The 21,482-nt window shown below is 69.1% G+C and carries 20 protein-coding genes and 3 tRNA genes; 13 read left to right on the top strand and 10 right to left on the bottom strand.

Annotation, left to right across the window (positions count from 1 at the left end):
* Positions 1 to 109 precede the first annotated feature (109 nt).
* The 3 genes from VA613_RS03765 to VA613_RS03755 all read left to right on the top strand — a co-directional run bounded on the left by VA613_RS03765 (position 110) and on the right by VA613_RS03755 (position 421).
* Positions 110 to 186, top strand: a tRNA-Pro gene (locus VA613_RS03765).
* Between the two features lie 47 nt (positions 187 to 233).
* Positions 234 to 310, top strand: a tRNA-Arg gene (locus VA613_RS03760).
* Between the two features lie 35 nt (positions 311 to 345).
* Positions 346 to 421: transfer RNA gene (locus tag VA613_RS03755), tRNA-His, on the top strand.
* Between the two features lie 58 nt (positions 422 to 479).
* On the opposite strand, the gene VA613_RS03750 is transcribed toward VA613_RS03755, so the two are convergent.
* A complete protein-coding gene (locus tag VA613_RS03750) occupies positions 480 to 863 on the bottom strand; it encodes a YchJ family protein (RefSeq protein WP_324780527.1) in 384 nt (127 codons plus the stop codon).
* The gene (locus VA613_RS03745; protein ID WP_324780526.1) at positions 860 to 1,486 is read right to left on the bottom strand and encodes an arylesterase; all 627 of its coding nucleotides are present in this window, start codon (positions 1,484 to 1,486) and stop codon (positions 860 to 862) included. The genes VA613_RS03750 and VA613_RS03745 overlap by 4 nt, the downstream gene beginning before the upstream one ends.
* Before the next feature lie 27 nt (positions 1,487 to 1,513).
* Here VA613_RS03745 and VA613_RS03740 point away from each other — a divergent pair, with 27 nt between their 5' ends.
* The 3 genes from VA613_RS03740 to VA613_RS03730 all read left to right on the top strand — a co-directional run bounded on the left by VA613_RS03740 (position 1,514) and on the right by VA613_RS03730 (position 6,794).
* A complete protein-coding gene (locus tag VA613_RS03740; RefSeq protein WP_324780525.1) occupies positions 1,514 to 2,233 on the top strand; it encodes an ABC transporter ATP-binding protein in 720 nt (239 codons plus the stop codon).
* Positions 2,230 to 4,731: an ABC transporter permease gene (locus VA613_RS03735; protein ID WP_324780524.1), complete on the top strand. Its 2,502-nt coding sequence runs from the start codon at positions 2,230 to 2,232 to the stop codon at positions 4,729 to 4,731. Before VA613_RS03740 ends, VA613_RS03735 begins: the two co-directional genes overlap by 4 nt.
* 161 nt (positions 4,732 to 4,892) lie before the next feature.
* On the top strand, positions 4,893 to 6,794 hold the full coding sequence (locus tag VA613_RS03730) for a PhoX family protein (protein WP_324780523.1): 1,902 nt from the start codon (positions 4,893 to 4,895) through the stop codon (positions 6,792 to 6,794).
* A gap of 30 nt (positions 6,795 to 6,824) precedes the next feature.
* Here the strand turns inward: VA613_RS03730 and VA613_RS03725 are convergent, their stop codons facing one another.
* Positions 6,825 to 7,571 carry a sulfurtransferase gene (locus tag VA613_RS03725; RefSeq protein ID WP_324780522.1) on the bottom strand — a complete coding sequence of 249 codons (747 nt, stop codon included), beginning with the start codon at positions 7,569 to 7,571 and terminating at the stop codon, positions 6,825 to 6,827.
* Positions 7,572 to 7,690: 119 nt separating this feature from the next.
* On the opposite strand from VA613_RS03725, the gene VA613_RS03720 reads away from it, so the two are divergent.
* The 3 genes from VA613_RS03720 to VA613_RS03710 are packed head-to-tail and all read left to right on the top strand — an operon-like array spanning position 7,691 to position 9,994.
* Entirely contained in the window at positions 7,691 to 8,515 is an 825-nt protein-coding gene (locus VA613_RS03720; protein ID WP_324780521.1) for a mechanosensitive ion channel family protein, read from the top strand.
* Positions 8,512 to 9,381, top strand: a complete 870-nt coding sequence (locus VA613_RS03715) for a class I SAM-dependent methyltransferase (RefSeq protein ID WP_324780520.1) — start codon at positions 8,512 to 8,514, stop codon at positions 9,379 to 9,381. Before VA613_RS03720 ends, VA613_RS03715 begins: the two co-directional genes overlap by 4 nt.
* 52 nt (positions 9,382 to 9,433) lie before the next feature.
* On the top strand, positions 9,434 to 9,994 hold the full coding sequence (locus VA613_RS03710) for a hypothetical protein (RefSeq protein ID WP_324780519.1): 561 nt from the start codon (positions 9,434 to 9,436) through the stop codon (positions 9,992 to 9,994).
* A 30-nt stretch (positions 9,995 to 10,024) separates the two neighbouring features.
* Here VA613_RS03710 and VA613_RS03705 read toward each other — a convergent pair whose 3' ends face one another.
* From VA613_RS03705 to VA613_RS03685, 5 genes are all read right to left on the bottom strand, one after another.
* Positions 10,025 to 10,567 carry a YaeQ family protein gene (locus VA613_RS03705; RefSeq protein ID WP_324780518.1) on the bottom strand — a complete coding sequence of 181 codons (543 nt, stop codon included), beginning with the start codon at positions 10,565 to 10,567 and terminating at the stop codon, positions 10,025 to 10,027.
* A 71-nt stretch (positions 10,568 to 10,638) separates the two neighbouring features.
* Positions 10,639 to 10,845, bottom strand: coding sequence for a cold-shock protein (locus tag VA613_RS03700; RefSeq protein WP_324780517.1), 207 nt, complete (start codon positions 10,843 to 10,845; stop codon positions 10,639 to 10,641).
* A 266-nt stretch (positions 10,846 to 11,111) separates the two neighbouring features.
* A complete protein-coding gene (locus VA613_RS03695) occupies positions 11,112 to 11,597 on the bottom strand; it encodes an aminoacyl-tRNA deacylase (RefSeq protein ID WP_324780516.1) in 486 nt (161 codons plus the stop codon).
* A 66-nt stretch (positions 11,598 to 11,663) separates the two neighbouring features.
* Positions 11,664 to 14,105, bottom strand: a complete 2,442-nt coding sequence (locus tag VA613_RS03690; protein WP_324780515.1) for a Lon protease family protein — start codon at positions 14,103 to 14,105, stop codon at positions 11,664 to 11,666.
* A gap of 30 nt (positions 14,106 to 14,135) precedes the next feature.
* Positions 14,136 to 15,338 (bottom strand): polysaccharide pyruvyl transferase family protein, encoded by a 1,203-nt coding sequence (locus VA613_RS03685; RefSeq protein WP_324780514.1) that lies wholly within the window; start codon positions 15,336 to 15,338, stop codon positions 14,136 to 14,138.
* 93 nt (positions 15,339 to 15,431) lie between these two features.
* Between VA613_RS03685 and VA613_RS03680 the strand changes: the two genes are divergently transcribed.
* The 3 genes from VA613_RS03680 to VA613_RS03670 all read left to right on the top strand — a co-directional run bounded on the left by VA613_RS03680 (position 15,432) and on the right by VA613_RS03670 (position 17,451).
* Entirely contained in the window at positions 15,432 to 16,592 is a 1,161-nt protein-coding gene (locus tag VA613_RS03680) for an MFS transporter (RefSeq protein ID WP_324780513.1), read from the top strand.
* 54 nt (positions 16,593 to 16,646) lie between these two features.
* Positions 16,647 to 16,937 carry a hypothetical protein gene (locus VA613_RS03675; RefSeq protein ID WP_324780512.1) on the top strand — a complete coding sequence of 97 codons (291 nt, stop codon included), beginning with the start codon at positions 16,647 to 16,649 and terminating at the stop codon, positions 16,935 to 16,937.
* A 67-nt stretch (positions 16,938 to 17,004) separates the two neighbouring features.
* A complete protein-coding gene (locus VA613_RS03670; protein ID WP_324780511.1) occupies positions 17,005 to 17,451 on the top strand; it encodes an SRPBCC family protein in 447 nt (148 codons plus the stop codon).
* A 48-nt stretch (positions 17,452 to 17,499) separates the two neighbouring features.
* Here the strand turns inward: VA613_RS03670 and VA613_RS03665 are convergent, their stop codons facing one another.
* Positions 17,500 to 19,224 carry an adenylate/guanylate cyclase domain-containing protein gene (locus VA613_RS03665; RefSeq protein ID WP_324780510.1) on the bottom strand — a complete coding sequence of 575 codons (1,725 nt, stop codon included), beginning with the start codon at positions 19,222 to 19,224 and terminating at the stop codon, positions 17,500 to 17,502.
* A 144-nt stretch (positions 19,225 to 19,368) separates the two neighbouring features.
* Between VA613_RS03665 and VA613_RS03660 the strand changes: the two genes are divergently transcribed.
* Positions 19,369 to 20,313, top strand: coding sequence for a hypothetical protein (locus VA613_RS03660; RefSeq protein WP_324780509.1), 945 nt, complete (start codon positions 19,369 to 19,371; stop codon positions 20,311 to 20,313).
* A gap of 13 nt (positions 20,314 to 20,326) precedes the next feature.
* On the opposite strand, the gene aroC is transcribed toward VA613_RS03660, so the two are convergent.
* A complete protein-coding gene (gene aroC / locus VA613_RS03655) occupies positions 20,327 to 21,427 on the bottom strand; it encodes a chorismate synthase (RefSeq protein WP_324780508.1) in 1,101 nt (366 codons plus the stop codon).
* Between the last annotated feature and the right edge of the window lie 55 nt (positions 21,428 to 21,482).

The raw sequence follows: 21,482 nt of genomic DNA, 5'->3' as shown, positions 1-21,482 counted from the left end.
TTTTCCCGGAAACCCCCCTTCCGACTCAAGCGAAAATTGACCCCGCGCAAGCGCCACGGTATAGTCTCGCCTCTCCGAAATGCGCCCTGGTTTCCAGACGCGAGGATTTCGGGGTGTAGCGCAGCCCGGTAGCGCGCCTGCTTTGGGAGCAGGATGTCGGAGGTTCGAATCCTCTCACCCCGACCACCCCAATCCGGCAAGTAAGAGTGCACGCCCGAGCAAGGATAGAGTCTCTGCCCGTAGCTCAACTGGATAGAGCACCAGCCTTCTAAGCTGGGGGTTACAGGTTCGATTCCTGTCGGGCAGGCCAAGGTTCCGTCGCCAGCGCCGCTGACGACGACAATGGTGGATGTAGCTCAGTTGGTAGAGTCCAGGATTGTGATTCCTGTCGTCGTGGGTTCGAGTCCCATCATCCACCCCAAACATCACAAAGCCCGCGCAAGCGGGCTTTGTTCATTGCGCCCCCGGGTCGCCGCCCTTCATTCGCGGATGTCGCCGCCGACATACAGCCAGCGGCCGGCCACCCGCTCGAAGCGGCTGGTCTCGTGCAACCTGAACGCGCGCCCGTTGAGCTTGTAGCGCGCGACGAATTCGACCGTCGCATGGTCCGCGTCGAGCGGCACGTGGCTCTTCACCGCAAGCCCCAGCCACTGCGGGCGCGGCGGGGCATCGAGTTCGAGCGCAGGCGGGCGGGTGGCCGGATGCCAGGTCGTGAGCAGATAGTCTTCCAGCCCCAGCACGTACGCGCTATAGCGCGAGCGCATCAGGCTTTCGGCATCCGGCGCCGGCTCGCCGGCGTGAAAGCGCCCGCAGCACTGCGCCAGCGGCCGGCCCGAGCCGCACGGGCAGTTCGTCGCCGTCATGGCCGCTTCGCCTTGCAGCGCAATTTCGGCCGGATATGCGGCCACACCGCGTCGAGCATCCTGCCCTGCGCCTTTTCGTTCGGATGGATGCCGTCCGCCTGCATCATGCCCGGCATCAGCGCCACCTCGCAGACGAAGCACGGCACGCGGACGATCCGCTCCGCCCGCGCAACCTCGACGTAGGTGCGCGCGACGGCGTCGGCATACGCCTTGCCGTAGTTCGGCAGCACCGGCGCCTCCAGCAGGACGACCCACGCGCCCGCGGCCCTGGCCTGGCGGATCAGCGCAAGCAGGTTCTGCCGGATCGCCTCGGGTGGCGTGCCGCGCAGCGCGTCGTTGCCGCCGAGCTCGATCAGCACCCCCTGCGGCCGCTCGCGTCCGAGCGCGGGCGGCAGGCGCTGCAGGCCGTTCTGGGTGGTGTCGCCGCTGATGCTGGCGTTGACGACCTGCCAGTCCGGTGCGCGCTGCTGCAGCCGTGCGCCGAGCCGGTCGACCCAGCTTTGCCCCGGCGCGAGCCCGTAGCCGGAACTCAGGCTGTCGCCCAGAATCAACAGGGAACACGAGCTGGCGAGCGCCCAACCCGGCAGCCACAGCAGTAACAGCAGGCACGCGCGATAATTCATGCAATTCCTTCGTCCGAGTCCACTTCGATGACGCCATCCGACCGCGCCCCGTCCCCGCCCCCGATCGTCGAGGCGCACGGCCTGTCACAACGCGTCGCCACGGCGGACGGCATGCTCGACATCCTCAGCGAAGTGGAGCTCGCCGTCAAAGCCGGCGAAACGCTCGCGATCACGGGCGCCTCGGGCTCCGGAAAATCCACCCTGCTCGGCCTGCTGGCCGGCCTCGACCGGCCGTCCGCGGGCGAGGTCTTGCTGCTCGGCCAGCGCCTCAACGATCTCGACGAGGACGCCCGCGCGCGCCTGCGCGCCGGACGCGTCGGCTTCGTGTTCCAGTCCTTCCAGCTGTTGCCCGCGCTGACTGCGCTGGAGAACATCCTGCTGCCGCTGGAGCTCGCGCCGCCGGCCGCAACCGACGCGAGCCCGCGCGCGCGCGCGGCCGACTGGCTCGAACGCGTCGGCCTCGCCAGCCGCGCCGGGCACACGCCGCGCCAGCTCTCCGGCGGCGAGCAGCAGCGCGTCGCCATCGCGCGCGCCTTCGCCACCGAGCCTGAGATCGTGTTCGCCGACGAGCCCACCGGCAATCTCGACGCCGACACCGGCGCGCGCATCATCGACCTCCTGTTCGACCTCAACGCCTCCGCCCGCACCACGCTGATCCTCGTCACCCACGACGATGCGCTGGCGGCGCGCTGCCGGCGCCGGCTGCATCTCGTCGCCGGCCGCATCCATGAGGCCAGCCTCGCGTGAACGTCCTGCGGCTCGGCCTGTGGCTGCTGCGGCGCGAGCGCCGGAGCGGCGAATGGCGCGTGCTGCTGCTGGCGCTGCTGATCGGCGTCGGCAGCGTCAGCACGACCGGCTTTCTCGGCGACCGGCTCAAGCGCGCGATGAGCGAACAGGGCGCCCGCTTCCTCGGTGCCGACCTGCTCGTGACCAGCCCGCGCCCGATCGCCGGCTGGCCCGCCCTGCCGCGGGCGAAGGGACGTGAAACCCGCCCTCCGCTCGCAATCAGCCAGGCGCTCGAATTCTCCAGCATGGTGAGCAAGGGCGATGCGTTCCAGCTCGCCAGCCTGCGGGCGGTCGACGCCGCCTACCCGCTGCGCGGCACGGTGCGCATCGCGCCGCGCCCGTTCGAGGCCGGCACGCCGCGCGCGGCCGAGCCGCCGCCCGGCAGCATCTACGTCGATCCGGCGCTGCTTCCGCTGCTGGGCGCGCAGGTCGGCGAATCGGTGCAGATCGGCGAGGCGCGCTTCCGCATCGCCGGCGTCATCGTCGAGGAACCGGGCCAGCTCGGCGGCGTCTTCGGCCTGGCGCCGCGGGTCTTCCTGCGCGCCGGCGAGGTCGCGCGAACCGGCATCCTCCAGCCCGGCAGCCGCGTGACGTATCTGTATCAGTTTGCCGGCGCACCGGACCAGGTCGCGGCGTTCGGCGCCGCGCTGAAGCCGCTTCTCGACGGCACGCAAAGGCTGATCGGCGCGCGCGAGGGCGTCGAGACCCTGCACGGCGCGTTCGCCAACGCCGACCGCTACATCCAGCTCACCGCGCTCGTGAGCCTGCTGCTGTCGGTCGCCGCCATCGCGATCGCCGCGCATCGCCATGCCCTCAGGCACTACGACCAGGCGGCGCTGCTGCGCTGCTTCGGCGCGACCACTGCGCAGCTGAGGGGGCTTTATGCCACCCAGCTGCTGGCGCTGGGCCTCATCGGCAGCACGCTCGGCGTGGCGATCGGCGCCCTCGTGCAGCATGCGCTCGCGGCGTTGGTCCTGCCCGGCGTCGCGGCGCGCCTGCCCTCGCTCGGCCTCGCGCCGGTCGGCGCGGCGATCGCCAGCGGTCTCGTCGGCATGGCGGGCGCCAGCCTGCCCGCGCTGATGCGGCTCGTGCGGGTGCCGCCGCTGCGCGTGCTGCGGCGCGAGCTGCCGCCGCTGCCCGTCGGTGCCTGGGTCGGCGCGGCGCTCAGCGGCTCGGCGCTGCTGGGCTTGATCGCCTGGTATGCGGGTGACGCCAGGCTGGTCGCGCTTTTCGTCGGCGCCCTCGCCGCGCTGGCCGCGGTGCTGCTGCTGCTCGCGCGCCTGGCGCTGGCGGCCAGCCGCGGCGTGCAGCGCATGGCGCACGGCCCGCTGCGCTTCGGCCTGGCGCAGCTGCTGCGCCACCGCCTCGACAGCACGCTCCAGCTCGGTGCGTTCACGCTGGCCTTGTTCCTCGTCGCCCTGCTGGCCCTGGTCCGCGCCGACCTGGTCGCGGGCTGGCGCCAGCAGCTGCCGGCGCAGGCGCCCAATACCTTCCTCGTCAACATCGCGCCGCAGCAGCAGGCCGCCGTCGCCGCCTACCTCGCACAGCACCACCTCAAGTCGTCCGCCCTGTATCCGATGGTGCGCGGGCGCCTGGTGAGCCGGAACGGCCTCCCGATCGCCGACACCCTGCCCGCGGAGGCGCGCGACGACAACGCCCTGCGGCGCGAACTCAACCTCACCTGGACCGCGACGCTGCCGGCCAACAACGCCGTCGTGGCGGGGCACTGGCATGGCGCGCGGCGCGACGCCGAAATCTCGGTCGAGTCGGGCATGGCCGAACGCCTGCATCTTGCCCTCGGCGACCGCCTCGGCTTCCGCGTCGGCGACCAGACGCTCAGCGCGCGCGTCACCAGCCTCCGCACCGTGAAATGGGCGTCGATGCAGCCGAACTTCTTCGTCATCTTCGCGCCCGGGCAGCTCGACGGCCTGCCTGCCAGCTTCATCGCCAGCGTCTACGTTCCGCCCACGTCGACCGACGCCATGCCGGGCTTCGTCAAGGCCTTCCCCGGCATCACGCTGCTCGCGCTCGACAAGCTGATCGCCGGCGTCCAGGCGGTGCTCGCGCAGATCGTCGGCGCGATCCAGCTGCTGCTCGGCTTCCTGCTCGCCGCCGGCATGGCTGTCGTCGTCGCCACCCTGCTGGCGAGCCTCGACGCGCGGCAGCAGGAAGCCGTGCTGCTGCGCACGCTGGGGGCGCAGCGCGCCTACCTGGCGCAGGCACTGTGGAGCGAGTTTCTCGCCCTGGGCGCGCTCGCCGGCCTGCTCGCGAGCGCCTGCGCCGAAATCGCCATGGCCCTGATCGGTGCCCGCCTGTTCGACCTGCCGCCCAGCCTTCACCCCTGGCTATGGCTCGCCCTGCCGGCGGCCGGTGCGCTGCTGGTCGGCGCGAGCGGATGGCTGACCGCGCGCCACATCACCCGCGTGCCGCCGATGCAGCTGCTTCGCTCGCTGGACTGAACATGCCCGATCACAGGACGTGCAGACCCGCGCCAAAATGCGCCCTGATGAGGAACACGCCGCGGCGCGTTAAAAGAAATGCCATCTCGACCTGCTAGCGTGTGCGCGTTCCCGGAACCGGCATGGCTTCCGGCATCCGTCATCCCTCGAGGAGTCCCGTCGTGACCGAATCCGTTTCGCTTCGCCGCCGCCGCGCGCTGCAGCTGCTTTCCGGCCTGCCGATGCTGCCGCTGGCGGCGTCGCTGGCAGGCATTGCACCCGACGCCACCGCCCGCCCGATGACGGGCGCCGTCCGCTACCGCTTCGGATCGATGGCGGCGCCCTCGCTCGCCGACCCGGCCCGGATGGCGGAAACCTGCGTTTCGTCGACGCTGACGAAGCGCGTCGGCGACCATGCCGAAACCTACGCGCTGGCTTATGAAACCTTGTTCCTGACCGGGGACGCCGTGCCGGGCGTGGACGGACGCACCGTCATCGCCGGCGGGTGCTTCGACATCGACAATGCCCCCATCATCGACCCGACGGCGCCCGACCAGCGCCAGTTCTTCTCCGACTGCCCCGACGGCATGTCGCTGATCGCCCTGCCGCACGCGCGCTCGCAGCGGCCCGGTTTCCGGCGCATCTTTGCCGTGGTGCAGTTCGAATACACGAGCCGGAACGCCGCCGGCGCACCGGTCTACGGCAAGCTGCCCTCGCCGATCGCGGTGCTGGCGCTCGACCAGGACGAGCGCAGCGGCAGGCTCACGCTGGCGAGCTATTCGAACGTCGACACGCGCGCCGTGCACGGCCTGTGGACGACCTGCGGCGCGAGCCGCTCGCCGTGGAACACCCACCTGTCGAGCGAGGAATACGAGCCCGACGCCGTGACGATTGCACGCAATGCGCGCTTCAAGGCGTTCAGCCAGCATTTCTACGGCAACCCGGACACCGCGAACCCCTATCACTACGGCCACCTGCCCGAGGTGAGCGTGCATGCGGACGGCACCGGCAGCATCCGGAAGCACTACTGCCTCGGCCGCATCTCGCACGAGCTGGTGCAGGTCATGCCCGACGAACGCACGGTGCTGATGGGCGACGACGCGACCAACGGCGGGCTGTTCCTGTTCGTCGCCGACCGTCCGCGCGATCTCTCGGCCGGCACGCTCTACGTGGCGAAATGGCTGCAGAAAAGCGCCGCCGACGGCGGGTCGGCGGACCTCCGCTGGATCCGCCTGGGCCACGCCACCAGCGACGAAGTCGAGGCGCTCGCCGACCGCCTGACGGCGGCCGACATCGTCGACGTCAAGGCCTCCGATCCGTCCGACCCTGCCTACACGAAGATTCCGTTCAGCGGCAAGACGCAATGGGTGAAGTTCGTCGCTGGCCAGGAAAAGGCGGCAGCCTTTCTCGAGACGCACCGCTACGCCGCGTACAAGGGCGGCAGCCTCGGCTTCACCAAGATGGAAGGCACGACGGTCAACGCGCGCGACAAGATCGCCTATTCCGCGATCAGCTACGTGCAATCGGCGATGAAGAACGGCTCGGGCGGCATCGCCATCGAGGGCCCGGCGGCCGGCATGGTCTACGCGTGGAAGCTCGACAGCGGCCAGTCGGACGATGCCGGCGCGCCCATCCGCAGCGAATGGGTCCCGGTCAGCGGCAGGCCGCTGCTGCTCGGCGAGGATCTCGCCGTGCCGGACACGCTCGGCAACCTGTCGAATCCGGACCGGATCGCCAACCCGGACAACCTGAAGTTCTCGGAGGCGATGCGCACGCTCTTCATCGGCGAGGACAGCAGCCGCCACGTCAACAATTTCCTGTGGGCCTACAACGTGGACAGCGGGGAACTGAGCCGCATCCTGTCGTGCCCGGCGGGCGCCGAGTCGACGGGCCTGCACGCCGTCGACGACGTCAACGGCTTCAGCTACATCATGAGCAACTTCCAGCATCCCGGCGACTGGGAGTCGCCGCTGCACGACAAGGTGAGGGGCACGCTGGAACCGCTCGAAGCGGCCAACTACAACGGCAAGTTCAGCGCAGCCGTCGGCTACCTGACCCTGGCGGGGCGCGTCGAAGCCGGCTGACCAGCCAGGCGGCTGTTCGCGTCACGCCGTTCAGCGATGCACGCGGCCAGCCGCCGGCTGCAGGTCCGCGCCGACCGCCTCGCGCGCGTCGAAGACGAAGCAGTCGCCACGGTAGTGGGCGCCGCCCACCTCCTCGAAGTACTTCAGGATGCCGCCCTCGAGCTGGTAGACGCGCTCGACGCCGATCCCCTGCATGTGGATCGCGGCCTTCTCGCAGCGGATGCCGCCGGTGCAGAACGACACCACCGTCTTGCCGGCGTAGTCACCGAGGCGCTCGGCCAGCCGCGGCGGAAATTCGCTGAAGATGCCGATCCCATAATCGACGGCGTCTTCGAAGGTGCCGGCGGCGACCTCGTAGTCGTTGCGCGTGTCGAGCATCACGACCGGGCGCCCTTCGTCGTCGCAGCCGCGGTCGAGCCAGCGCTTGAGCGTCGCCGCGGCAACCGACGGCGCACGGCCCGCCTCGGGGCGGATCAGCGGCATCTTCATGGTGATGATCTCCTTCTTCAGCCGGACGCGCATCTTTCCGAACGGCGGCTCGGCCGACAGGCTTTCCTTCGGCGCGAGATCGGCGAAGCGCGGGTCGCTGCGCAGATGGGCGACGATGGCGTCGATCGCCGCGCGCGAGCCGGCGAGAAACACGTTGATCCCCTCGGGGGCGAGCAGGATCGTGCCCTTGAGGCCGAGTGCCTGGCAGCGCGCGGCAAGATCGGCCTTGAGCGCCTCGCGGTCGGTGAGGGTGATGAATTTGTAGCAGGAGATGTTGACGACAGACACGGCAAGACCCTTTCGGCAATCCGGCATTATCCCGGAAACCGGCACCAAGCATCGCCCCGGGGGACCTATCCGGCCGGGGATTTTGCTACCCTTCAGCCTTCCCATGCCCGGCCCCGACCATGAACGACCAGTTGCAGACACTGCAGCACGCCCAGCAGACCGCGATCGACCTCGCCATCCAGTTCGGCCCCCGCCTGCTGGTCGCCCTGCTGATCCTGGCGGCCGGCTATTTCGTCGGGCGCTGGGTCGGTCGCCTGGCCGACACGACGCTGGAGCGGCTCGGCCTCGACGCGACGCTGCGCCTGCTGCTGGTCCGCATCGCACGCATCCTCGTGCTCGTGCTGTTCCTCATCATGGCCCTGCAGAACCTCGGCGTGCAGCTGCTGCCGCTGATCGCCGGCCTTGGCGTGGCCGGCGCCGGCGTCGCGCTGGCGATGCAGGGCGTGCTCGGCAACCTGGCCGCCGGGCTGACGATCATCTTCACCCGCCCGTTCAAGGTCGGCGAATACGTCGCGATCATCGATGTCGAAGGCGAGGTCGAGGAAATCAAGCTCTTCAATACGGTGCTGAGCCACCCCGATCGTTCGCGCATCGTCATTCCCAACCGCAAGATCGTCGGCGAGATCCTGCACAACTTCGGCACGCTGCGCCAGCTCGACATCGCCGTCGGCGTCGCCTACGACACCGACCTCAAGCAGGCGCTGGCCACGGTGCGCGAGCTGCTTGCCGCCCACCCCAAGATCCTGGCGGAGCCGGCGCCGATGATCCACGTGCAGACGCTGGCCGACTCGAGCGTGCAACTCGCGATCCGCCCGTGGACCGCCGTGGCGGACTTCCATGCAACCCGCGGCGAGGTCACGCAGGCGGTTCTCGAAACCTTCCGCGCGCGCGGCATCCAGATTCCCCTCCCGCAGCGCGAGGTGCGCCTGCTCGGCCCGACATGAAAAAATCCGCCCCCCATTCGGCCGCCAAGAGCCGCTTCGCCGATCCGCTCGCCGACGTGCTGCGTCCCGGCCAGTCGGTCGAGCTCCTGAAGGAGCTGCACATCCTCACGCGCGACGGCAAACTCAACCAGGACAGCCGCCGCAAGCTCAAGCAGGTCTATCACCTGTGCCATTTCATCGAGCCGCTGATCGACGAGGTGCTGGGCCGGCAGGACACGCTGACGCTCGCCGACCACGGTGCGGGCAAGTCCTACTTGGGCTTCATCCTCTACGACCTTTACCTGAAGGAGCGCCCGGCACACATCTTCGGCATCGAGACGCGCGCCGAGCTGGTGGAGAAATCGCGTGCGCTGGCGGCACGGCTGGGCTTCCCGCGCATGTCCTTCCTCGACGCGACGGTGGCCGAATCGATCGCGTCGGACGAAATGCCGCCGACGATCGACATCGTCACCGCACTGCACGCCTGCAACACGGCGACCGACGACGCGATCCGCTTCGCGCTGGCGAAGAAGGCGCGCCACATCGTGCTGGTGCCCTGCTGCCAGGCGGAGGTGGCCGCCATTCTCCGGAAACACAAGAACGAATCCTTCGGGCTGACGCCCTTGTCCGAGCTCTGGCGCCACCCCATCCACACGCGCGAATTCGGCAGCCAGGTGACCAACGTGCTGCGCTGCCTGCAGCTGGAGTCGCACGGCTACGCGGTCACGGTCACCGAGCTGGTCGGCTGGGAACATTCGCTGAAGAACGAGCTCATCGTCGCCACCCAGACCGGCAAGCCGCGCCGCAATGCGCGCGAGCGCCTGCAGCAGATCCTGCAGGCGCTCAATCTCCAGGAGCTCGAAGGACGCTTTCTCGGCGCTGACTAATCGCGAAAAGCGCCTATGCTGGGATGAGCGTGCGTTTTCTCCGGGTTGCACGATGCGCCTGCCTTCTCTCGCTCCGTCGCTTGCCGCCGCAGTCATTTTCGCGCTCGTGGCCGGCTGCGCCACGCCGCAATACCAGACGACCATCCGCCTGATTCCGCCGGCGGACGCCCAGGGGCGTGCCTGCGTTCAGCGTTGCGACACGGCCCGCGCGGCGTGCCAAGGCGACTGCCAGGCGCGCTACCAGGCGTGCACGAAGGCACTCGAGCCGCAGGTGGAAGCGCGCTACGCCGAGGCACTCAGGCAATACGAGCTCGACCTCAAGCGCTACGCCGCCGAGTTGCGCCGCTACGAGATGGAATTGCGCTTCCAGTGGATGAACACCTACCCATTCGGCTATCCCTACTGGTGGGATCCGTGGCCGATGCCGACCTACCCGTTTCCCTATCCCGAACCCGTGATGCCGACGCGGGAGGGCGTGCGGGCAAAGCTGGAAAAGACCCAATGCCAGGCCGATTGCGGTTGCCTGCCGGCCTGGGACACCTGCTTCGTCGGCTGCGGCGGGCAGCGTGTCAGCGAGACGGTGTGCGTCCGGAACTGTCCGCCGGGCAAGTGAACGGCCGCGGAGACGGCAACGCCGCGGGCTTCAGGCAGCCGGCTGCAGCGTGGCCAGTTTCACCGGCACGCTGGCACTTTCGCTGTTGACCCAGATTTCGCCATCCTGGACCAGGCATTGCAGGCGCATGCTGCGCTCGGCCAACGTGGCAAGCGCCTGCGCCGTCGCGGCCGGCAGCTGCAGGACGGTCAGATTGGCGAAGCGCGTCAGTTTGCTCGCGATCTGCTTCCACCAGACGTCGCAGCTGCTTGCGTAGCAGATCACCACGACCCGGTCGGCGCGGCTGCAGGCACGGCGGATGCGCGCCTCGTCCGGCTGCCCGAGGTCGATCCACAGCGTGATCTCGCCGGCGAGGTTCTTCGCCCACACGTCCGGCTCGTCGACCTCGGACAGCCCCCGGGTGAAGGCGATGCCGTCCTCGGCATGGAGCGCGTACGCCAGCACGCGCACCATCATGCGTTCGACGGTTTCCGAGGGATGCAGGGCGATGGTCAGCGCATGATCCGCGTAGACATGGCGGTCCATGTCGGCGATCTGCAGGTCGGCTTTGTAGATGGTCGCGCGCAGGGCCATGACGATGCTCGGATGGTTGGAACATAAAAAAACCCCGGCGAACCGGGGTTTTTCACATCGGGTCGGGGCGCTTACGCGATGACCTGGATGTTGGCGGCCTGCTTGCCCTTGGGGCCGGTCGTCACTTCGAAGCTGACGCGCTGGTTTTCCTGCAGGGACTTGAAGCCGCTGGCGTTGATTGCGGAGAAATGCGCGAAAAGGTCTTCGCCGCCGTTATCCGGGGTGATGAAGCCAAAGCCTTTTGCATCGTTGAACCACTTAACGGTACCCGTTTCCATCTTGTTTCCTATCCATCTAAAAAAAATTGGGCAACATGCCCCATCAATCGAATTTCAAGGAAAAAGCCTTACCAGAGGTACCGCAATTCAAAGCTTGAAACCAACAGACGGCGTATTGATAACACAGAAGCACGGGATCGCCAAGCGCTTTTTCCGTCACACCATCCGGGCCGAAACGGTCGTGGCTGCGCGCGCCTGCCGGCACGGCCAAAACGCCCCTGCGGCCGGCACCCCTCGCCGATCCGGATATCCGCGTCGCGCGGGCATCACGACAGGTGCTGCATGCGCGGCTGGCTGAAGTGGCAGTGCGGCGCGTCGCCAAAGGCCTCGCGCAGGTAGCGCGTCTCGATGTGCAGCAGGCGCTCGTGGTCGCCGGCCTCCAGGTAGACGTCGGGCTTCGCCAGGAGGTCGTCGTCCCAGACGATCTCCACCCCCCAGGCATTCGGCAGCCCCGGCACGACGCCCGGCTCGCATTCTCCGAACAGGCGGCTCACGCTGGTCTCGTCGGCGAGCCGGAAATCGACGCCGTGATCCTGGCCCAGCCTGCCCAGGTGAATTTCCTTGTCAGCGGGAATCATTGCCACCATCTGGCAGCCGACGCCGTCGAGCAGCACGCCCTTGGCCACCCGGCCCGGATCGAGTCCGGCCGCGCGCGCAGTTTCGGCGCTGGTGTGCGTATGCGGGTGGGCGACGATGTCGAAGGGAATCATGTGCCGGTCGAGAAAACGCTCCATGCGATGCAGTGCGTTCATGATCAGGTCCTCCAGTGCGATTGACCTGTTTCACTATAGTTCACCGCCCGCCCGGTCGCAGGCCGGCTAGCGGCGCTGCGGGCGCTCGCCGGCGCGGAACGGCCGCCGCGGTGCCCGCGCGTGCTCCTGGTGCTGCACGGCGCGACGGTATGCGAGCAGGGTTTCCTGCGCCTGTCCCAGCACGCTGCCGTGCGGGTAGTGCCCCACCGAATTCGGCTCGCCGGCCGCCATGCCCGTCACGAGGGCGAGGCCCTCGGTCGCGTGGCTCACCGCGTAAACATGGAAGCGCCCTGCCGCAACGGCGTCGACGACACGCGGCGCCAGCATCAGGTGGCGGCGGTTGCGCGCCGGGATCAGCACGCCCTGGCTGCCGTCCAGCCCGGCCGCCTCGCAGACACGGAACCAGCCCTCGATCTTCTCGTTGATGCCGCCGACCGGCAGCACCTCGCCGTGCTGGTTGAGCGCGCCGGTGACCGCGATCCCCTGCCGCAGCGGCAATCCGGACAGCGCCGACAGCAGGGCGAAAAGCTCGGCGCACGAGGCGGAGTCGCCCTCGACGCCGTGATACTGCTGCTCGAACGCGATCGATGCGTTGAGTGTCAGCGGCGCCAGATGCGCGAACAGCGCGGCGAGGTAGTTCTGCAGGATGAAGACACCCTTGTCGTGGATCGGCCCCGAGAGCTCGACCTCGCGCTCGATGTTGAGCAACCCGTCCTCACCGGCATAGGTGCGGGCCGTCAACCGCACCGGCAGGCCGAAGCGTGCGTCGCCCAGGTCGATCTGCGTGAGGCCGTTGACCTGGCCCGTCCGCGCGCCGGCCACGTCGATCAGCACGTCGCCGTCGACGATCGCCTCGCGCAGGCGCTGCTCGGGATAGTCGTGGCGCGCGGCGTGGGCCGTGAGCGCCGCCTCCACGTCTTCCGCCTCGACCAGGCCGGGCCCGCGCGCGCGGCGGATCGCTGCGCTCTCCATCACCAGCGCCTCGGTGCGCGCGAAGATCGCGCTCTCGCGCGCCTGGTCGTCGGCCTCGCGGTGCGACTCCTCGAGCAGGCGCGCCACCGCCGCCGCCGAAAAATGCGGCAGGCCGCACTGGCGGCAGGCATGCGCCACGAAAATCGCCGAGGCGCGGCGCGTCGCCGGGCCGGCGACAAAGCTGTCGGCAAAATCGACCTTGACGCGGAAATGCCGCGCGATCTCGGGCGCGGCCTCCTGCAGCTCGTAGTACTGCTCGCGCGAGCCGATCAGCACCAGCTTGACCTCGACGTCGACCGCCTCCGGCACCAGCGAAACCGCCGCGATCGGCGAGAACGAGACGCCGGGTTCCTCGATCTGCAGGCGTCCGCTGCGCAGGAAACGCCTGAGTTTTTCCCACACCAGCGGATCGGCCAGCACGTCGCGCAGATGCAGCATCAGGAAGCCGCCGTGCGCCTGCAGCACGCTGCCGGCACGGATGCGCGTGAAGTCGGTGACCAGCACGTCGTTCTCGGACTGGTATTCGATGCTGCCGAACAGCGCGCGGAACAGCGGATTCTCCTCGACGATCACCGGTGCCCCGGCGAGGCCGCCGTTGTCGACGACGAGGTTGACGCGGTAGCGCGCCAGCACCGCCGCCAGTTCCGCCTGGCGGTCCTCGTCGTCCTCGCCGCCGCTGAACAGCTCCAGATTGTCGAACACGTCCTGCTCGATTGCGTCGAGCCAGGCGTTGAGCTTCGTCGCGTCCTTGATCTGCTTCTTCATGCCGTCGCGGATCGCCTGCAGCTCACGCTCGACGAGCGGCTTCACGACCTGCCGCCGCAGCGCGGCCAGCGCATCGTTCATCGCGCGCTCGAGTGGCTGGGTCTTGTCGATGTAGCGGGTGATCTCGGCGCGCAGCTCCAGTTCGGCCTGCTCGACTTCGGCGCGACGCGCCTTCGGCAGGGCCAGCACCTCGTCCTCGGTGAGCGCCTGCCCCTTCTTGCCGGTGAGCGTGAAGACCATGCGGCCGGCCTCGCGGTGCAGCGAGAAGCTGCGCGCCTCGGCGAATGCGGTCAGCTCCGCGTAGTGCCGCGCCACCTGGTCCTTCCACGCCTGCTCGATATGCTCGCTCTCGGCCTTGTAGTCCTGGCCTTCGAGCCGCTTCGGGATCCCGCTCTGCAGCGTCTTGACCGCCTGCGCCAGCCGCTGCCGCAGCAGCCGGCCCTCGCCGGCCGGCAGGCGCAGCGCGGCCGGCCGCTCGGGCGCGTCGAAATTGTGGAGGTAGCAAAGATCGGGCGGTACCCGCCGCTTCGCCGCTTCCTCGACCATCGCCTGCTTCAGCAGCGAGGAGCGGCCGCTGCCGACCTCGCCGAGCACGAACAGGTTGTAGTTCGGCTGGTCCATCGCCAGGCCGAAGCGCGCGGCCGCCTCGGCACGCGCCTGGCCGATCCAGGGCAGCGGCTCGTCCTCGAGTTCCGACGTGTCGGAAAACCCGAGCGCGGCGGGATCGATGGTCAGGCGCAGTTCGGCGGGCGACAGGGGCGTGGTCGGCATGGTCGGGGTTCAGGGAAAGGACTGCTTGGATTATTGCGCATGTCGCTCGCGCGGCAACAGGCCGGCCCACTGCGCCAGGCCGGCACGGTAGCGCGCGCGCAGGTGCGCCGCCGTGTCCTGCAGCACGTCGGCAGGCACAGCGAGCGCCTGCCGCAGCGCGGGTTCGACCGCTTCGACCGGCACGCTGCGCGGAAGGTCTTCCGGCTCCCAGGTCTCGGCGAACGCCGCCACCTTGCCGGGACGCCCGCTGTCCTGCGGCGGCGCCAGGCTGACGCGCGGCAGGCCGTGCGCGAGCGCGACGAGCCGCCCGTGCAGGCCGCTCGACACCACGGCGCGGCTGGCCGCGATGAGCGCGCAGATGTCCCACAGATGCAGCGACGGGAAGACGCCCGCCATGCCGGCCGGCAGGCGCAGCCGAAGGCGTTCGTAGAGCACAGGGTCGTCGTGCCACGGCGCCGCGCCGGCGCGGAACAGCGCGATGCCCCAGCGGGTCTCCCGACTCGTCGCCGCGAGCCCACGGGCAAGCGCGTCGAGGCTGGCGTCATCCGCGAAATCGGCGCTGAACTGGCATGCGATCCACCCGCGCGGGAACGTCTCGCGCATCACCTGCACCGCGCCCATTTGCTGGTGGCGCCGGATCGTCTCGCCGAAGCATTCCGCCACCATCACCGCCGGGTCCGGGCAGAGTGCCGCGTCGATGCCGTCGCCCCCCAGCGCCGCCTGGGTGACACGGTCGCGCACGCTGACCCAGTCGGCGGCGCGTAGTGCCCTCGTCGCCTCGGCACGCTGCACCGGCGTCAGCAGGCGCCATTCGACGCCGCCGACGGCGTGGAAGATCAGCCGCCCGCCCGCCATCAGCGCTTCGCGGCCGACCACGTAGGGCAGGCGGCGGGCGGTGCCGAGCGCGGCGGCCGCCCATGCCGCCGCCGCGTCGGGGTCGGCGTCGTAGCGCGCGACGAGTGCCGGCACTTCGGCGGGATCGCGCAGCATCACCGCCGCCTGCCACGCGGTGCAGGTCAGCAGTTCGCCGCCGGCGTGGACCAGATGCGTCGCCGCGCCCGCCAGCGGCGCTACGCGGTGGCCGCCGAAGGGCCGGAGGTCGCGGGCGGCCAGCCCGCGAAGATCGAAGCGCCGCCCGGGCAGCAGCGCCTCGAGCAGATGCGGGAACAGCAGGTCGCCGAAGTTGTGGCGGTCGAAGGCGCCGAACAGGACCGTGGCAGGCTGGGAAGACATCGTCTGGGGCTCGAGGGCGATTTCTGCCAGCGATTGTTTCGCATGCGGCAGAATTTCGCACTACATTCCGGATATCACGACCCGCCGCACCCGATGCCGTCCGCCCGTCCCTCCTTCTTCGTCCTCGTCGCCGTCATCGGCGGACTCGCCATCTTCAGCTCGACGCTGTCGAAGACGCCCGTGCTGCCGCTCTTCGCCCACGCGCTCCACGCGACACCGGCCGAGATCGGCTGGATCGTCATGGCGTCGACGATTCCCGGCATCCTCATCAGCTTCCCAGCGGGCGCCCTCTCCGACCATCTCGGGCATCGGCGCGTGCTGCTCGCCTCGCTCGTCGTCTTCGCCACCGCGCCGCTTCTGTACCTGGGCGTCAGCACACCCTGGCAGCTGATGGCCGTGCGCTTCTACCACGGCTTCGCGACCGCGATCTTCGGCACCGTCGCCACCGCGGCGATCGCCGAGCGCTACACCGCCGATCGCGCGGCGCGGCTCTCCACCTATTCGTCGGCCACCATCGTCGGGCGCTCGATCGCACCCTTCCTCGGCGGCACGCTGATCTCGCTCGCGAGCTTCCACGCCGTCTACGTCGCCTGCGCCGTCAGCGGCGTTCTGGCGCTGGCGGCAGGCCTCCTCCTGCGCGACCACGCGCCGAGGCCGAAGGCGGAACTTGCGCTGCCGCACTTCTGGGCGAGCCTGGCGACCGTGCTGCGCGACCGCGGCATCATGCTGGTGAGCCTCATCGAGGCGGCCCAGTACCTGGTCTTCGGCGCGGTCGAGGCCTTCCTCGCCCTGTACGCCGCATCGCTCGGCATTCCCGCCTGGGAGATCGGCATCATCCTCGGCGTGCAGCTCGTCAGCATCGTCTTATCCAAGCCGCTGATGGGGCGCGTGTCGGACCGCATCGGCCGCCGGCGCGTCATCCTGCCGGGCCTGCTGCTCGGCGCGGCGAGCGTCGCGCTCGTGCCCATCGCGCCCGGCTTCCTCACGCTGGCGGCGCTGAGCCTGACTTTCGGCCTCGGCTTCGCCACCGTCACCTCGTCCACCTCCGCGCTGGTCGCCGATCTCACCCGCAACGGCCGCTACGGCGCCTCGATGGGCGTGCTGCGCACGGTGATGGACGTCGGTCAGTCGATCGGCCCGGTGCTGACCGGCTGGATGGTCGGCACCGCAGGCTACGCCAGCGCCTTCACGCTGCTGGCGGCGGTCCTGGTCGCCGCCACGGCCTTGCTGGCGCTGCTGCCGCGCGACGCGTAAGCCCGCGGGCGATCGGCTATAGTGAGTCAGCCCGCCTTGCCCGAGGAGACCGCCATGCGCCTTCGCACTCTGCTTGTCCTGTTCGCGCTTTCGAGCGCCAGGGTCTCATTCCCTGCTGCAGCCGATTCGAGCGCGGCCGCCCTGCTCGCCGCCGCCCGGCACGACGCGGCCGCGACCCAGGCCTGCCTCGCCCGCGCCAAAGGCGACCAGCTCGCCCAGATCAACTGCTGCTCCGGTCACAAGGGTGTATGCGGCTGCCGTGCCGGCAAGATCATCTGCTGCGACGGCAGCGCGAGCACCGAGCCGGGGTGCACATGTCACGGGGATGAGGCCATCACCGAATAGACACGCGGCCAGCTTCACGGCAGACATTGCATCCTGCACTGCAAACACGTCGAACGGAGGATCCCTCATGCCCACAAACACCGTGCGCCTTCACCGCGTCTTGCGCGCCCCGCCCGAGAGAGTCTATCGGGCCTTTCTCGACGCCGACGCCATGGTCAAGTGGCTGCCACCGGCCGGATTTACCGGCAAGGTGCATCATCTTGACGCGCGTGTCGGCGGCAGTTACAAGATGTCGTTCAAGAATTTCGGCACCGGTCAGAGCCATTCGTTTGGCGGCACCTACCTCGAACTGATCCCACACGAACGTATTGTTCACTCGGACACATTCGATGACCCGAATCTGGCGGGTGAAATGCATACGACGGTATCCCTGGCCCCGGTGGACTGCGGGACCGAGCTCAACGTGGCGCAGGAAGGCATACCGGGTACCATTCCGCCCGAGGCTTGTTATCTGGGCTGGCAGGAATCGCTCGCGCTGCTCGCCCAGCTTGTCGAGGCCGATATTCCGGGATAGCGGTCCACCGGCACGATGCGCCACGCCCCTGTCAGGGAGCCACGCGACTCACTTGCTCGCCGCCACCCAAACCCCGTCCCATCCCGCCTCCGGCGGCGTCTGCCGGAACGCCGCAATCCGCTCGAGCATGACCTGGCTGGGCCTGTCTCCCGGCGCGCCTGCCAGACATTCACGGAACGCGGCATCAGCGGCCTCCCAGTCCTGCGCGCGGTAGCGCGCGAGTCCCTCTTCGTACGCCTGTACCGCCTTGCGCGCGGCGTCCCCCGCCTCGGCGGCAAGCCCGATCAGCTCGTACACCTTGACCGGCTCCAGCTTGCCGACGACGCGCAGGCTGTCGATTTCGCGGAACGCCAGGGTGTCGCCCGCGAGGTCGCGCGTGCCCTCGCTGACGAGGATGCGCGTGCCGTAGAACTTGTTGGCCTGCTCCAGCCGTGACGCGAGGTTCACGGTGTCGCCGATGACGGTGTAGCCGCGCGAGGTTTCGGAGCCGATGTTGCCGACGGTGACTTCGCCGCTGGCGATCCCCATGCGCACGTTGACCTCGGGCAGGCCGTGCTTCATGCCGAACAGCTCGGGCAGGCCGGCGCGGAAGTCGTCCATCTTCTTCGTCTGCTCGAGCGCGGCGAGGCAGCCGAGCCGCGCGTGGTCGGCCGGGTCGGTGAAGGGCGGCCCCCAGAAGGCCATGACCGAGTCGCCGATATACTTGTCGACGATGCCCTGCCGCCCGCGGATGACCTCGGCCATCATGGCGAAATAGCGGTTGAGGAAGCGCACCGCCGCGTCCGGCGTGAGGCCCTCGCACATGCGGGTGAAGCCTTCGAGGTCGGAGAAGAACACGCTCATCACCTGGCGCTCGCCGCGGTCGGCGGCGATGCGGTTGTCCAGCAGGCTCTTGACGATGCGCGGGTCGACGTACTGGCCGAAGGTCTCGCGGATGCGCTCCTTCTCGCGCAGGCCGACGACCATGTGGTTGAACGACGTGGCGAGCGTGGCCAGTTCGTCGTGGGTGCGCACCAGGATTTCGACGTCCAGGTCGCCCGCCTCGACCGCGCGCGTACCGCCCAGCAGGCGCTTGACCGGGTCGACCAGCGCGCGCGTGACAAAGGTGGCGAAGATCAGCCCGAGCGCGGTGGCGATGCCGGTCACGCTCCAGTTGAGCGTGGTCGCGCGCGCCTCCTCGGCCTTGGCCTGGCTGGCCGTGTCCTGGGTCAGCTTGTTGAGGATGTCGGTGGTCTTGCCGATCTCGACGTCGACGGCATCCTTCGCTTGCAGCAGGGCTTCGCGCACGATCTTCTCCGAGCGCGGCGTGCCCTCCTGCGCCTCGATCTGGAACTGGCGGAACGTCGCATGGAACTGCTGGCGCGTCGTCTGGATCGCCGGCAGCTCCCGCGCCAGGACGGCGAGCGTCACGCGGTCGAGCGCGATCCCCTTCTCCGCTTCGGCTTCGCCCAGCATGCGCAGCGACGAATCGACGATCTGGTCGGCGTTGATCCCGCGCATGTCGAACGCGTTCGACTCCTTCGCCAGGTATGCCGGATCGGGCTTCGCGACCTCCATGCCGGCCATCACCCGCTCCATGTGGACCATCTGGTCGCGGATCAGGATTTCCACGCTGGCCACCTGCTGCTGCAGCGGCAGGTAGTAATCGGACAAGGCGCGAACCTGGTTGTTGAGATGCCGGAAATTGAGGACCGACAGCCAGGTGACGATCACCATCAGCGCCAGCAGCGCCATGGTGATGCTGAAGATTTTCAGGCTGATGGGTAGTCGCATCGGTGGTTTCCCCCCGCACAGGACTCTGAACCCTAGCGCACGCCGACGATTCGTCAAACCCCCCGGCGCCTGCGTCAATTTGTCGCAGCGCCAGTGCCGCGCCATTCTCTACAATCTGCCGCACTCACAAAGGGAGACCTTGGCATGAAAGCACGACTCGGGCTGGCGTTCGCCGGCTGCCTGCTAGCGGTCAACGCCCACGCAAGCTGCGGCGCCGCCTTCTGTTCCACCTCCAACGACTGGCTGTCGATCACCCAGGGCGCGGCGCAGGGCTGGCGCGTCTGGGGCCAGCTGGAGTACCTGAAGATGGACCAGCTGCGGCACGGCTCGGACAAGGTCTCCCCCGGCACCGTCGCCGCCGACCACGAGGAAATCAAGACGCTCAACCGCAACGCGCTGCTCGGGCTCGACTACGGCTTCGCGCCCGGCTGGAGCGCCGGGCTGATGCTGCCCTACTCCAACCGCGAGCACGTTCACCAGGCCGCCGGGGCGCCGGACCTGGAGGCCTGGCAGTTCGACAACATCGGCGACATGCGCATGACGCTGCGCTACCAGCCGCCGGTCCGCACGGCGGGCGGCCTCACCGGCAGCCTGCAGGGCGGGCTGAAGCTGCCCACCGGCCGCACCGACGTGCGCAATGCGGCGGGCGAGGTCGCGGAACGCAGCGTGCAGCCGGGCAGCGGCACGACCGACCTGCTGCTGGGCGGCGGCCTCGCCTACTCGCCGCTGACGATGCCGGGCAGCCTGTTCGCCAACCTGTCGCTGCAGGCGCCGCTCGATGCCCGCGACGGCTACCAGCCGGGCTGGCGCACCAGCGTGCAGGCGGGCTGGCTGCTGCCGGTGCACGGCAGGCTCGACCTGATCCTGCAGGGGAATGCGCTGTACGTGAACCACGATCGCGGCGTCAACGCCGAGCCCGCCGACAGCGGGCACACCGAGGTGGCGTTCGTGCCGGGACTGGCCTACGCCTGGTCGCGCAATCTGAGCGTCTACGGACAGGTCGAGCTGCCGCTGTATCAGCGCGTGAACGGCCTGCAGCTGACGCACGCCTACGCCATGTCCGTAGGCTTCAGTCTGGCGTTGAACTGACGCTGGCCAGGCGTTACGCCGCGTTGCCCGGGACCACCGGCGTGCCGCTCGCGACGTCGCCGCACTGCGCGCGGTGGCGCAGCGCGTGGTCCATCAGCACGATCGCGGTGAGCGCCTCGACGATCGGGGTGGCGCGGATGCCGACGCAGGGGTCGTGGCGGCCGTGGGTCACCACTTCGATCGGCTGCCCGTGCAGGTCGACCGAGCGCCCGGGCAGGCGCATCGACGAGGTCGGCTTGATGGCGACATGGGCCACGATGGCCTGTCCCGACGAAATGCCGCCCAGCACGCCGCCGGCGTGATTGGAGAGGAAACCTTCGGGCGTGATCTCGTCGCGATGCTCGGTGCCCTTCTGCCGCGCCGCCTGCATGCCGTCGCCGATCTCGACGCCCTTGACCGCATTCAATCCCATCAGCGCGTGCGCGAGGTCGGCGTCGAGCTTGTCGTAGAGCGGCTCGCCCCAGCCGGGCGGCACGTTCTCGGCCACCACCGTGACCTTGGCCCCGACCGAGTCGCCCGATTTCCGCAGCGCGTCCATGTAGGCCTCGAGCTGCGGCACGATCGCGGCGCTCGGCGCGAAGAAGGCGTTGGCCTCCACTTCGTCCCACGACTCGAAGGGAATGTCGATCGGCCCCAGCGCGCTCATGCAGCCGCGCACCGTGATGCCGTACTTTTCCTTGAGCCACTTCTTCGCGATGGCGCCGGCGCCGACGATGGGCGCGGTCAGCCGGGCCGACGAGCGGCCGCCGCCGCGCGGATCGCGGAAGCCGTATTTCTGCGTGTAAGTGTAGTCGGCGTGGCCGGGGCGGAAGGTCTCGGCGATGTTGCCGTAGTCCTTGCTGCGCTGGTCCTCGTTGCGGATCAGCAGCGCGATCGGCGTGCCGGTCGTCTTCCCTTCATACAGGCCGGAGAGAATCTCGACGGTGTCGGACTCGCGCCGCTGCGTGACGTGGCGCGAGGTGCCCGGCTTGCGGCGGTCGAGGTCGTGCTGGATGTCGGACTCGGCAAGCGCCATGCCGGGCGGGCAGCCGTCGACCACGCAGCCGATCGCCGGGCCGTGCGATTCGCCGAACACGGTGACACAGAACAGTTTGCCGAGGGTGCTGCCTGACATGGGAATACCGGAAACGGAACGCGGAAATTGCGCCGAAGTCTAGCACAGGCGCGGC

The organism is Thiobacillus sp. SCUT-2 (assembly GCF_035621355.1).
Lineage (GTDB): Bacteria > Pseudomonadota > Gammaproteobacteria > Burkholderiales > Thiobacillaceae > Thiobacillus > Thiobacillus sedimenti.
This window is presented reverse-complemented; position numbering and strand designations above follow the sequence as displayed.